A 14,304-nucleotide genomic window follows, 5' to 3' on the forward strand; every position below is an offset into this window, starting at 1 on the left:
GTAAGCGGGACGCCGAGGTGGCCCTCGGCTGCCCCTGACAAGACAGTTGCTACTGCCGAGCGGCTTCTACTGCCCGGCCCGCCCTGGTGGGTGCCGACCGTTGGTCGGCACTGAGGCTGGTCCGGGCATCTGCGCATGCCGTGGGTCTACTGCCGAGCCTGCCGCCGGGCGCGCTCCTGCACCCGGCGGCGCCGTGTCGGTGGTCCTCACCGCTGATGGCCGCTCCCTGCCCTCCGTGCCATCCTGGCTGGGTCCGCTTCCGTTCCGTGGCGGCTGGCCCGGTCGCATCCACGCATGGCGTGGATCTACTGCCGACCTTGGTGGGCAGCAACGTGTGCCGACCAAGGACGGCACCTACCGGCGCTGTGTGCCCTCGTCGCGACTTGCCTGCGGGAACTGGAAGGCACTGTTGGCGTCATAACCGCTGTTGGCAGTGTTGCCACGCGCCGGCGGATTGATGGCGCTGGTGCCACTGCCGAAGCCGAGGATCTGCACGCTGATCACCGACGGCTGGTTGCGCCGTGCCTCGTCCTGGCTCTTGCGCATCACATCCTGTGCCGCCTGGCTGGCGCTGTTGGCTGCCGCACTGGCCGAGGCCAGCGCATTGACGTTCACCGATGCCAGCACCGGCAGGCCCTTGCTCTCGCCCTGCACCTGGATGTTGGCCGCGTTGAGCACCTGCAGTGCGGCCAGGTTGATGTTGCCCGAGACGCGGATACCGGCCTCGCCCGCATCGATGGTGCCAAGCGGTGCGATCAGGTCGACGTCCCCCGGCGGTACTTCGGCAATGGGGTTCAAGGTCGCGATGCCGGCACCGCTGGCCGGGGCCTGCGGCGACAGGATCACATTGCCCCAGCCGTCATAGACGCGGCGCGGTGGCGTGTACAGCAACGTCGTCCGCGAACCACGACCGGCATTGATGTCACCCTGCTCCGACCACGCCAGGATGTCGCCACCGAAGGTGGTCATCACCCGCGACAGGCCCAGCAGCACGCTGTCCTGGCTGAACAGCCGGATATCACCTTGCCCCTGGGTGACAAGGCCGGCGCTGGCGGGTGGCACCACGCCCTGCACACCGATCACGATCTGCCCACCCGGTGCCATCAGTTCGATGTTGCCGCCCGCCTCGGTACGCACGCCGGAGCCACCGTACATCACGATATCGCCGGTACGGTCGATCGTCGCACCGGCCGCATTCCTGTCCGGCATCAGCGTGGCGATGGCTTCGCGCCCACGCAGGTAGGAGCCGAAGCGGGGCCCTTCTGCATCGGTATATTCCCGTCCACCCTCGCGCAGCTCGGCGTAATAGACCTGGCGCAGGAAGATGCGCTGCTGTTCCTGCGGCAGCGCATCGAACGCGGCCAGCGCCCCGTCGCCCTCGGCCGCCACGCCGAAGCGTCGCTGCAGCCACTGCTTCAGTTCCTGGTCGTACACCTTGGCTGCCTTGCCCGGCTGCGACGCAAGCGATTGCGCGGGATCGGCAAGGTTGGCAGGGTCCAGATAGCGTGCACGCAGGGCCGCGAAGTCGATCTGCTGGTTGCCGGCCGTCAGCGCGATGCTGGCGCCGGGACGGGTGTCGCCCTGCACGATGCCACCGAGGCTGAGGATGCTGCCCGCATCCTCCTGGCGCAGCTGGCGGCCGGCACTGATCTCGGTGTTGCCGGGGCCAGCGATGGTCGCGTTCAGATGCACGATGTCGCGGCCCGCCGCCGCCACCGTGATGTCGGTGGGCGCGGTGTTCAACGCGGTCATCGACACCCCGAGGATGTCCCGGCCTGCCCGCAGTTGCACGGCGCCGGCGGCCTCGAACCAGTTCAACTGCGTGCGCTGCCCCGCGTTGGGATTCAGCGTGCGCTGGGCGCCGGTGGCCAGACCCATGATGTCGCCCTGCACCGCGTAGAAGCGGCTCGGCGCCAGTGCCGCAGACACAGTGGACAGCGGCGTATTCGGACCGAATGCGAACAGTGGAAGCGACCCCGCCGGCGATGCCGTGTTGCCGTCGACGGACAGGTTGTGCCGCGTGCGGGTCGCATTGCCTGCGGAATCCCCCTGCTCGGCCAGGAATGCCGGGTCGAAGGGTCCCGGCAGGCGCGCGTCACTGGCCGAGCGCGCGATCTGGGTCGCGCCAGGCTGGGCGAAGATGCCTCCACCGGCTAGAACGTCCAGCCGTCCTGTCGCCGAGGGTGCCAGCAGGATCACATCCTGCGTCCCCGGCGTGGCGCTGATCCGGTCCAGCTTGATGTCACCCTGCGCAGCAATCGCGCTGAAGCGCGAAGGATAGAGCCAGTAATTCAGCAGATCATCACCGCCACGCAGAACAAGCTGGACCTGCTCCCGCCACAGATTGCTGCCCGTCACGTTTTCCGGCCCGGCGAGGCCTGGCGCGAGGTCACCACCGGCACTGAACAGATCCACGGCCGTGTTGGCGGTCCACAGGGAGAACCACGTACTGCCTGCAGCGTGCGCGCCATCATCCTGCAGCACCGCGCTGTAGTTGGCCAGCGGAACCCGGCCGGCATCGGCGACGCCGCCGAGCACCACATCGCCCCGCGCCTGCAGCTGCGCGGCGGCGTCGCCCAGCACCAGCACCGGCCCGCCCATCGCGCGGGCGGCGTCAGGCGCAAACAGGTCTGCCGCCCGCTGCTTACCCAGCGTCGCGTAGCTTTCCAGGGTGACGCCCATTGCACCGATGCGCCCCGCATCGAGCTGCAGGCTCCCACGCAGGTTGCTGAAGGTACCGTTGAGGTCGAGATTCTGTCCCGCCCTGGAGGGGTTGAGGCTGGAGATCGTCGCCTGCAGGTTCGGATTCAGCGCACCACCGATACGCAGCTGCAGGTCGCCGCCGCCGGTCAGGTGCAGCTGGCCATCGCTGACCCGGCCGGTCGATCCCACCGCAGCAATGATCGCACCCGAGCGCGGTGCGATCGTCGAGACCAACGCGTCACCTATCGCATCGCGCACGCCGGCGTCACGCCCGGCCTCCAGCGTCAGGTTGCCCCCGCCCAATGTGCCGAAGCCGGTGAAACCAACCATCCGTGGAGAAGCGCCGGCGGCAGCGGACACGTTGGTGTAGGCGCCAAAGTTCACCCACCAGCTGGTCGGCACCGGCTCGACCCCAGTGGTGCCGCCGGTACCCTGCCGCCACAGCCAGTTGCCGACCGCGGCACTGGAGTACAGCGCCCAGTCGCGATCGCTGCTGCCCGACTCTGCGCGCGCGGTCCAGGCGTCGCCGACGATATCGCGTCCGGCTTCGACGCGCAGGTTGCCACCATGATCCGGATACCAGGCCTGGTAGCTTGCCATCGCGGCGTCATAGCTGCCCGGCACCAGGTTCGGCCCCAGCACTGCGGTGTTCCAAGGGGCCGCTGCACGGGGCGAATTGAAGGCAGCGTCGCGGCCCTCGCCCAGCGTGGTGGGAGCGCCCGCCGTGTACACACCGAAGCCGGACTTCATCACGACATCACCGGCAGCGAGCAGTTCGAGGTCCCCCTTGCCGGTGCGCAGCACGCTCCACGCCGGCGTGCCTGCGCGCTTGCCGTAAGTGGTCACTTCGGTCTGCGTGCCGCCGCCGGCGCAGTAGGTGGGCGCCGTGCTGCAGAACTCGTCTTCGGTCATGCCGAACATCGCGGCGAAGTCCTTCGCAGGGGTGCCTACGTAGGACTCGTCGCCCCAGTAATCCAGCGAGCCCTGCGCGGCTACCTGGCGGGGTGCCGGGCCGCAGTAGTCGGCCGACATCGCGCAGAACTCGTCTTCGGTGAAGCCGAACATGTCGGCCAGCTCCGCGATCGGACGGCCTGCATAGGAGGTGTCGCCGATCCAGTCCAACGATGCCTGCTCGGTCAACGCGCGATCCCCCACCCAGATGATTTCCGTCTTGACCGTGCCGATCGAGCCCTGGTGGGTATCGGCCAGCACCACGCTGCCATCGCTGCCCCAGCGCCGGCTGCGTGGGTCGGCTGCCCCGGCATCGGCGCCGGCAACCACGGTCAGGTCCCAGGAGGTGGTGCCCTCGGCCAGCATCGGCGCCAGCGCCCAGTTGCGCCCCTGGTTGCCGCCGGCATCGGCCGGCCTCAGATTCACCGGCGCGTCGCCGGGCAGCTCCACCTTGGTCAACGACGGGATGTACGCGCCCACCTTGAGCGCGACTTCGCGTGCCAGGCGCAGCGCAACCGGCAGCACCGCGCCGGCGGGCCACTCCTGTGCCGCCATCTGTACCGCACTGCGCAGGCGGAAGCCGGCTCCCAGCCGCGCACCGGCCGCCAGCATCAGCGGCTCCTGCAGCACGGTGCCCGCGGCCAGCGTCTGCCCGGAGTCGGTGGTCACCGCCGCACCCAGCACCGTGCCTGCAGGCAGCCGCAGGTTCTGCGAGATCACCATCGGCGCGGGCAGCACGGTACCGACCGGAAGCGTTACCGATTCGACCGGCACGTCATAGTTCAGGCGGGTGCCGGCCTGGAACTCGGTGCCGGCCTGCAGCTTCACTCCGTCCACCGGCACCACCAGCCCACCGCCAAAGGGGGTGTGCCCCGCGCTGCCATTGCGGCCCTCGTACAGCTGCCAGCCGCCCTCATCCGGCGTGGACGGCGGCGGTGCGAACCCATCGTTGATGCTGCCGTAGACGTTGATGTTGCCTTCGGCGCGCAGCACCAGCGAGGCCGATTCGCCGAAGCCACGCCGCGATGGATCGGCGCGGTTGGCATCGGGGCCATAACGGTAGCCGGACAGATCGATGTCGCCGGCGATGGTCAGGTCGCCGTCCGGGTTGGCGTCGCTGCGCCGCGCCAGCACCTGCACGCCGGGACGAAGGCGCACATCGCCCAGCGCCCGCGTGCGCTGCTGCAGATCCGCGTTGCCCAGCGCACCATCGATCCAGGCCACGCTGTGCGGATCGACCACCTGGTCCAGCCACTGCTGGGTGACCAGCTGCGCGCGGTTGCCGCGCACGTCAGCGGTGGTTGCCAGGGGCGCATCGTCGTAGCGGCGAACACCATTGAGCTGGATGTCGGCCGCGCCATCGATGCGCAGGCCGGTGGCCGCGGCAATCGCCGCGTCGTTGCTGCCCAGCCGCGGCACATCGATCTTCAGCGTGCCGCGCGGGGTGCCATCGTTCTGGCCAGGACGTCCACCGACGGCAACGTCGCTGCCCGCACGCAGGTCCAGCTGCGCCGCGCTGCCCAGGCCGACGGCACCCTCGGCGCTGCCCAGCGTGATGGTGGCCCGGTTGGGACTGTCGATGATCTTGCCATGGCTGTCCACGCGCAGGCCGGTACCGTGCGCGTCCAGCGTGCCGTCCACCTGCAACTGATCGCGGGCGTACAGGCGGATGCTGCCGACCTGCTCGCCGCTGGCATCGATGCGGCCGGCCACGGTCAGGCTGCCCGCGTCGACGCTGATATCGACCCGGCGCGCCTTCACTTCGTCGCCGATCCGCAGATCGCCCTCACCGATCTGGAAGCCGCGACCGCCGACGACGCCGCCGGCGGTCAATCGCTGGTTGAGGCCGGCGAAGTCCTGCAGCTGGCGTGCCCGCACCACCAGTTCGCCACCGTCGTAGGGCACCAGCGTGCCACCGGCATCGTAGCGACCAGTGGCGGCACCCTGCAGAACACCGGCCAGATCGGCTCGGCCGGCCATTGCGGTGACCGTCAGGCGCCCGCCGCGGTTGTTGCGTGCGGAAACATCGATGCGGGAGGCCGCATCGGCGCGGATGTCACCCGTGTCGCTGGACAGCAGGACATCGCCGCCCCAGCTGAACTTGTCCACGTCGTACAGCGAGACCTTGCGCCCGGCCAGATCCAGCGCGGCCCGGCTGCCAAGCGTGATGCCCTCGCGCGCGTTCGCCGACAGCCGTCCGGACGCCAGCGCGATCGTGCTGTCCAGCGCGATCCGGTTGGCGTCGATGCTCAACTCACTGCCCAGTGCATCGCCACCCGTCTTGCCGGCGCCCCCCTGCAGGCGGAAGTCGCCGCCGGTGCGCACGCGCAGCTGCGCGGCGGGATCGGCGGCCAACAGCGGTGTATCGATACCGAGGTTGCCTCCGCTGTACTGCCACCCCTTGTCGGCCAGATAGTCGCCACGCTGCTGGAATACGTCCAGCGTGCCCTGCGCGGAGAACGACAGCTGCTCCGAAGCCCTCAGGTTCAGCGCACTGAAGCCGAGCACCTGCCGGTTCGCAGGTACTTCAGAGCTGGGACGGCTGAATGGCGCCCGCCCCAGCTGCAGCTGGCGGGTGACGATGTCCAGTTGCCCGGCCCCGAGCCGGTCCACCATCGGCTCGGCCGGCGGCACCGTCGCGTCGCTGCCCGGCGCCTGGCCCGCCGCCAATGAGCCGTCCCAGACCAGCGTGTCCACCAGGATGCGCGCGCGGTCGGTCGCCGCACCGTAGCCGCGGATGGCCTGCGCACCGAGCACAAGTGTCTGCAGGCCACTGCGGCCGGTGGCACTGTCGCGCGCATCCAGGTCGACGCTGCCGTACACGTTGACAGACTCCCGCGCGACCAGGCTCAGCGTGTCCAGCGCCGGCGCGCCGGTCGCATCATTGCCGCGCAGCAGTTGTTGCAGCACGGACTGGTTCATGGTCATGCCACTGGGCAGCGCCCCGGCCGCAGCGGCCTGGGCGATCGCTTCGGCACTGCCGAGGTTCAGCGCCGCCATGCTCAGGCCGAGCTGGCGGGTGCCATAGCTGGCCGAGTCGCGCATCTGCAGCGCGCCATCGGTCGCTACCGCGATGCTGCCATCGGAAACCAGCCGCGTCTGGCCGTCGCACGCCGCCTGGCATCCGCCGATGTCGATCGCCACCGGACCGGCCTCCACCCCGGTGGTGCCGGTGATCAGGTTCAGGCGCTGGTTGGACACCGCCAGCAGGCCGCCGGAGACCTGGTAAGGCAGGGTCGCGCTGGCATTCGCGTTGGCGGATGCGAACGGCAGTGTATCGAGGGTCGCACCGGCCTCGACCAGCACGCCGCTGCCACCGGAGGCCGCTGCCACCAGCACTTCCGGTGCGTTCAAGGTGACGCCGGAACGGATCGCCACGCTGCGCGCCTGGCCGGTCACCGCAACCTGCGAGGCCTCCTGGTTGAACTGCCCGCCGATCATCATCCGCGCCGGCAGGAAGGCATTGAGCGCGTCGTCGCTGAAGGTGGCGCCGCGATCACGCGCCTGCGATGGCGCGCTGCCATCGACGATCTCCAGCGAACCGACCGCCGGGCTCGCCAACGTGGCTGCCAGCGTGCCACCACGCCCCTTGTCGGTGGCAGCCGCGAACCGCGCGGTGCCGGCGAAGTGGATGGCAGGCGTGTCTGCACGACCTGCACCTTCGCCCAGCGCAAGGGTCAACCCGAGCGCATCGATGGTCTGCCAGCCACGCGACTCGCCGCGGCGGTCAGCTACCGATTGCGCGAAGCTGTTGTAGGAGGTTTCGTTGTAGCCCGAGTGCCGGCGTACCACTGCCGCGGGAGTCAGCAGGATGTCGGTGAGCAACGGCGAGATTGCCGCGCCCAGCGCCGTGCGCTGCTGCCCGGACACACGCCAGGTGCCGGTGCCGGTCGCAATCGGTTGCACGATGCCGGAGGTGCCGGTGGCGCCCAGCTCCACCCGGAATGCGCCGGGCTGCAGCGCATAGCTTGCCGGCATCAGCGTGTAGGTGCCGGCCGCCAGGCCGGGCACGCCAGCCGGCACGGTGATCTGCTGGCCCACCGCCGGAGCTGCGAACCCTTCTTCGCCACTGGGGGCGAACGCCCCGGCGCGTCCCGGTACGATCGCGTACACCGGGTTGCCCGACGCACTGAACCCGTAGCGCGGGTTGGCGTCGGCCAACGCCGTTCGCCGGACGTCGACAGAGCCACCGCGTCCTGACACGAAGGCGGCGCCGGTCAGCTCACCACCGCCGGACATGTCCAGCAGGGCCCCCGGCGCCACCTCGATCTCGTTGGCCTTCAGTGTCACCCCCATCGAGGAGATACCGGCCGGCGTCAGCGAACCCAGGCTGCGCGTACCGACCCGCCAGTCAACACCATCGACGGTGCCACCATAGGGCAGCGACAAGCCGGCGCCACTGGTCGAGGTTACGCTGCCTGGCAGCAGTTCCACCCGGCTGCCGACGGTTCCGTTCTGGATCAGGCCACCCAGCTGCAGCGTGCCCATCGGCGCCTGTACGTTGCCGCCCTGCTGCACCGTGGCGGCCACCAGGCGAAGCGTACCCAGCGCCGATTCCGGCGCCGGCTTCGTGGCCGCACCGGTGCCGTGGATGCGCAGCACGGCATCCGGATCGGACCAGTAATCAGCGGTCTGCACGGTCTGCGCCGACGCGCCGGCCACCAGCGTGCCGACCGCGCCTGTGGTGGGATACAGGCGCGCAGCGGTCACGTCCATCGAACCAGCCGTCATCAACGCGCTGGTGTTGCCACTGCTGGCAATGCCGTTGGTCAGGCGCACGTCACTGCGGCTTTCCAGCGCCACATGCTTGAAACCCGGCAGCCAGGTGACGTCGCGGATGTCGATCAGCCCGGCCTGCACCGCCAGCGCGTGATCTTCCGGCCCGGACGAAGCGACCGCGGCGGTGCCCTGCAGGTTCTCGCCCGGCATCTGGCGCCAGCGTGCCTGCGCCAGGCGAACGTAGGGCGCACTCAGTCGCAGCCCCGACGATGGCCCGGCATCCACGGCCATGCCCAGGCTCGAAGTACCCTGGCCGTGGATGCGCAGGCTCTGGGCCAGGCGCAGGTCGACGTCGCCGACCGCGCGGATGTCACCGAACACGGACAGATTGTCGAAACCGCCAGCCTGCAGCTGCTCGACCGACAACGCGGCGTGGCCATACTCCAATGTGGTCGGCAGTGGCTGCCCCGGCGCGCTGTGCTGGCTGAGGGTGATCGCACGTGACCGCAGTACCTCCTCGCTGGCGCCACGTGCATGGATGCTGCCGCCAAAGGCCAGCCCCAGGGTGCCGCCGCGTGCGCCGGCACCGCCGGCGGCCGCATCCATCCCGCCGTCCAGGTACAGCGCATTGGCCGAGCGCAGCACGATCTGCCCGCCATCGCTGTCCACGCGCACGCGGCCCTGGCCGTCGACGTCCAGCTCGGCCGACGCACCCCGCGCCTGCAGGCGCGCACCGCGTTCGACCACCACGAAGGCTTCCGGTGGTCGGTTGTCGACGAATGCTGTGGTCTCCCAGTCCAGCGCCCCGCCGATCTCGATGCGTCCACCCGCGCGCACCTGCCCGCGCAGACGGCCGCTGGAATCGGGCAGCGAAATCGCGTCTGCATCGGCATCCAGCAGCGCGCCTTCGGCGAAACGCCAGGTGCGTTCGGTGCGCTGCCCGGCGTACAGCGCGTTCTCCGGGCGCACATCGTCGATCAGGATGCGTCCGCCCTTCGCGCGCAGCGTGCCTTCAACATCGATGTTGCCCGCACCAAGCAGCGAGATCGTCTGGCCTGGATCGACCGCCACCAGTGCATCCTTGCCGACCCGCAGGTCACCGCCCACGCTGTTGCGCTCCGAACGCAGGCTGATGCTCGCACCCGCGCGCTGGCTGACGCGCCCGCTCGACGGATCGGCGCTGTACAGCGGTTCGTCCCACGCCGCCAGTGCGGACGCCCGGTCGGTCGCCATCGGCGCGTCCTGGGTCAGGCGCAGGCCTGGCAGGGCAGCGACCAGCCGCGCGCCATCGGCCACCTCCACGCCGTGGTGGCCATTGATGTCGTACTGCGCGAAGCCACTGCCGAACAGGCCGGGGTCCAGTCGCAGCGACGCGCCCGCCAGGTCCGCATCGCCCACCCGCACCTGGCCACCGGTACCCAGCGAGAAAGAACCACCGCCCTGTCCTCGACCACTGAACCGGCTTCCCTCACCCAGTTGCACCCGGCCACTGCCGTCGGTCGTCACCGTACTGCTGTTCGCCTGCAGGGTGACGCTGCCGCCTTTGCCGATATGGGCCTTGCCGCGCAGGTCCAGCGCAGCACCGGCCTCGACGTCAACCGTTGCCTTGGCGCCCACGGCCACGTCATGACTGTTGCCCAGGCTCAGGCGGCCGCCATCCGTCCAGGCACCGCTCGCGTCGCGCGGCATCGCCAGTGAGGCGTTGCTCCATTCGCCGGAGAGGTCGATCCGCGTTCCGTCGGCAATGACGGTGCGGGCGCGGCCATCGTGCAGCAGCGCCGTCGGCCGGCCCTGGACATCCAGCAGGTTGCCCGCCGACAACTGGCCGCCGGCAATGCCGATGTCGCCTGCCAGCTCCACCTCGCTGCCGGTCAGGTTGAGCTGCCCGCCGGCCTGAAGCCGAAGGCTGCTGTCGATGCGGATGCGATCGGCGGTCGCCAGGTCGATCCGCCCCCACTGCTGGGCACTCAGCTCTGCGATATCCAGCCACACCGTGTCACGCAGCTCCTCGTTGACCGGAGCCGCCAGCGACCACGCCGTCTTCGTCGGAGCCTTGTCGCCCAGGCGCACATCCGAGCCGAACACACCACTGCGGCCCTGGCCGTCATAGCGCCCCAGGTACAACTGCGCATTGCGCGCGACCGCCGTCTGCGCCTGTGCATAGCCATCCAGTGCGGCATCCGGCCTGCGGTTCTGCTGCGCGCCCTGGAAGGTGGCAGTCTCAACCTTTCCATCCAGCACCGCGGTCGGTGCGGAGACGATCAGCCGTCCTGCATCGCGGCCGACCGTGTACCCGTTATCGACCCGCTGCGCCGCGAATACGATCGGATCACGGAAGGTCTCGGTGATGCCCCAGCGTTCCTGCTTCACTTCATGGCCGCTGTACAGGCCATCGAACAGCATCTCCGCTGGCGCCTCATCAAGACGGTAGACCTGGCCATCAACGCCGCGCACCCAGCTCTGCCGGACCACGCCGCTCTGCACATCCAGGCTGCCGCCGGCAAGGTTGATGCGTGAGCCACCTTGCGTGATCACTTCCCTGCCGCCCAGCAGGACGGTGCCTCCCTGCGCAGCCCATTCGCCGATCGAGTGCCCCTGGTTGTCGAGGTAGCCCCCCACTTCCAGCAGGCCGCCTGCGGCGTACCAGCGCTCACCCTCGTAGCCCCCGGTACCGGCCGGAACGTGGACCAGCCTGCGGCGGTCGACCCAGACTTCGCTGCTGGTCAGCTTGCCGCTGTCGCGGTTGTCCAGGGCATCGCGCAGTTCGTTGCCCTGCACCTTGACCTGGACATTGTTGCTCTCCATCGACACCCGCACGCCCACTGCGCCGGACACGTCCACGCGCGCGGCATCGTCCACGTAGCTACGGGCCGCCGCATCGGCAATGATCTGGCCGCCCGTGGCAACCGTCAGCGAATCCGCGCTGAAATGGATGTTGCCCCCCGAGACGATCTCCACCCGCGACTGGTCCCGGCGATCATTGTGCTGGGACAGATTGTCGAAGGTTGCCGAACGCGCGCCAGCGCGGATCGCGTCCTGCTCGGCCGATTCCTTGATTAGGGCGTCGCGCTGCGTATCCAGCACCGTGGTCTTGCCATCGTCCTCGATCAGCACCGCCGTGGTGGCTCCGTCAGCAAGCGTGACGCTGCTGCCTGCATCACTGGCCGAGGCCAGAAGATGCACGGTGCCGCGCTGTGCAAGCGTGGTGCTGGCCACGGCCACACCGGCCTGCTCGACGCTGCGTCCGGCCAGGGTCACGTCACCCTCGAGTGCGCGCAGCAGACCGGTATTGCGCACGCTGCCAGCCGTGCTGCCAGCGATGAAGCGCGGCGCGATTTCATTGCCGCGGGTGGTGGAACTGGTGTTGGCGGCCGTACCCACGCCGCGCCGGATCACGAAACTGTCACCTGCTGCGAGCTGCACCTGGCCCTTGCGCGCTTCGATCTGGCCAGCATTGTCCACGCTGTGCCCGGCCAGCAGCACGTAGCCACCGCCGCGCGTCGCACTGGTCGGCTCATGGGTCGCGATGCGCGCGCCCCGCTCCACCATCACCTTGCCGAATGCATCGCTGAGCGCGCTGCTGCTGGCGTCGGGGCTGTACAGGCCGTTGTCGCCGAACTGCGCATCGCTGATCCGTGCTGCAGCCGCCAGCAGATTGCGTACATTGACCTGGCTGTTGTTGCCGAACACCACGCCGTTGCGGTTGGCCACGAACACCGTGCCACTGGCCTTCAGCTGGCCCAGGATCTGGCTGGGCCGCGCCTGCGGATCGTTGACGCGGTTCAGTACGGCCCAGTCAGGGTTCTGCAGGAAATTCAGCGTGGTGTTGCCGCCGATGTTGAAGGTCTCCCAGTTCAGGATCGCCTTGTCCGCGGTCTGCTCGACCGTGACCTGCACCCTCCCGTCGCTGCCCTGCGACTGGATCACGTCGCGCGCATTGAGCCAGCCACGGGTCAGCGGGTTCTGGTCGACGCTCAGGCCGTCCTTGCCGAGGCCATCGGCAACGATGAAGCCAGCCTCGCGGCGCGCCTGCCGCGCCTGTTCCTGCAGGCGCTGCTGCAGGGCAATCGCCTGCGCCGCAGTGCCAAGATTGTCGATCGACTGCTGCAGCTTCTGCCGTGCCGCATCCTGCTGCTGGGCCGGCAACTGGAACTGGATCGGCACGCCGTTGGGCATCCGGCCACTCTGTGCCGCGCTGCCCTGGGCCGCGCCCCGTTCGGCGAACCAGCCCGGACTGAACGCCTGCTGCGCCTGGCTGGCCGGGGCCACCATGCTCCCCAGTGCGACCGCGATGGCCCACGCCATCGGATGATTGCGGCGCATCGACGCGGCCGGATGAACAGCGGACGGAAGCGGGTGCGACATCGGAACCTCATCAACCTGGTGGGCCGCAGCTGCGGCGGCGATCGGGGAGGCACACGCAACGCATGCCCTGCCACTGATAGACGGTTCACGCGAGACGAAGCCGACAGCCAAACGCTGCAACCGCGGCACCGTCGCGGAAATGGCGACGCCGGCCCAGAGGCCGGCGTCGGGTCAAGCAGGATTCAACCCATGCTGCGGATTACAGCGGACGGCCGATGCCGGCGCAGGTGCTGGGGTTGTTCAGGCCGGCAGTGCTGCTGGCCAGCACGAAGCGGTTGCGGATCGCATCGCGCCAGGCCTTGGTCAGCGGGATGAAGCCGTGGTCGGTGATCGACTTCTCATACGCGACGGTGTAGGTCGCCGGATAGTGGCGGGCCAGGAAGCCGCGCAGGCTGGTGGCGACGCTCGAATCCTTGTAGCACTGGCCGATCACCAGATTGGTGTAGCCGGCGATCGGATAGCCGGCCGACGGGTTGCCGAACACCGGCACCCAGTTGGCGGGGTTCTCTGCATCGGTGCCGGTCGGCGGAGCGACGGTGTCCAGGGTGGCCTGCACGCTCACCTGGTCCGGCGAGAAGCCCTTGACCTTGGCGACCTTGGTCGCATCGGTCAGGTTCGGAATCACGTCCGGGCCAACGTAGCCGATACGGCCTTCAGCCGCGTAGACAGCGTTGTACAGCGAGGTGCCGCCGGTGGCCGGGGCGGCCACCAGGAACGCCGGCAGGTTGCCGTTGGCATCGCGCTTGTACAGGTCGGCGAAGGTCGACTTGATGGCGAACTTGCCGCCCACCAGCTTCGAGGTTTCAGCGTTCTCAGCGGCACAGGCCGCGGTCAGGAAGCGGCTGAACATTTCGCTGGTGCCGCTGCTTTCCGCGCGATACACCACCTGGATCGGGCCGCTGCGGTTGGCATCGATGGTCGACCAGTCGCTGATCGCGCCCGAGAACACGCCGCAGATCTGCGCCACGCTCAGGTTCACCGCCGAACCGGCCTTGTTGAACGGGATGGTGACCGAGGTGGCCACCGACGGCACCTGGATCAGCGCGCCGTAGCGGTTGGCATTGGTCGGCTGGTTGAAGTTGGTGGTGTAGGTGTTCAGCTCGGTGCCGCTCAGTACCGAATCGCTGCCGGCGAAGTGCACGGTGCCGGTGGTCGAGAACAGCAGCGAGTTGTTTTCCAGGAACGCCTTCTTGCCGGTGCCCGAACCGGTCACGGCGTAGCTGAAGTTCGCCGGCAGGATGCTGTCGGACGAACCCTTGTAGAGGTCGGCCGGCAACGAGGCACCGCCGCCGGTCACGGTCTGCGCCGAGGCGGCGCCCACGGTAGCGAGCAGCGCGGTGGCAACCAGCGCGGCCAGGGTCTTGCACTTGTTCATGATCTTCTCCTGAAGGGTTTACTGCGAAGGGAAACACCAAGGGAGGAACGGTCACTACACGCCTGCTGCCGCCGAGGGCCTCCCAGCCCACTCTGCGGCGACGTGTCCATGCTGGTCCGCGCCGATGACAGGCCGCTTAAGAAACCTGTGGAAGATCGGAAAAAGGTGTGGAGGATTGTGTGGAGAATCGA

General features: G+C 69.0%; 2 protein-coding genes. Both read right to left on the reverse strand.

The window, feature by feature from the left end:
* Positions 1-354: 354 nt before the first annotated feature.
* Complete coding sequence (locus tag AC5JLE_RS08195) at positions 355-12,738, reverse strand: filamentous hemagglutinin family protein (protein ID WP_496065186.1); 12,384 nt, start codon at positions 12,736-12,738, stop codon at positions 355-357.
* Positions 12,739-12,937: 199 nt separating this feature from the next.
* Positions 12,938-14,113, reverse strand: coding sequence for a substrate-binding domain-containing protein (locus tag AC5JLE_RS08200; protein WP_049404349.1), 1,176 nt, complete (start codon positions 14,111-14,113; stop codon positions 12,938-12,940).
* Positions 14,114-14,304: the final 191 nt, after the last annotated feature.

Source organism: Stenotrophomonas sp. (genome assembly GCF_059505245.1).

Coding starts and splice junctions, on each gene's coding strand:
- AC5JLE_RS08195 (WP_496065186.1), bottom strand. CDS start 12,738: ATGTCGCACCCGCTTCCGTCCGCTGTTCATCCGGCCGCGTCGATGCGC.
- AC5JLE_RS08200 (WP_049404349.1), bottom strand. CDS start 14,113: ATGAACAAGTGCAAGACCCTGGCCGCGCTGGTTGCCACCGCGCTGCTC.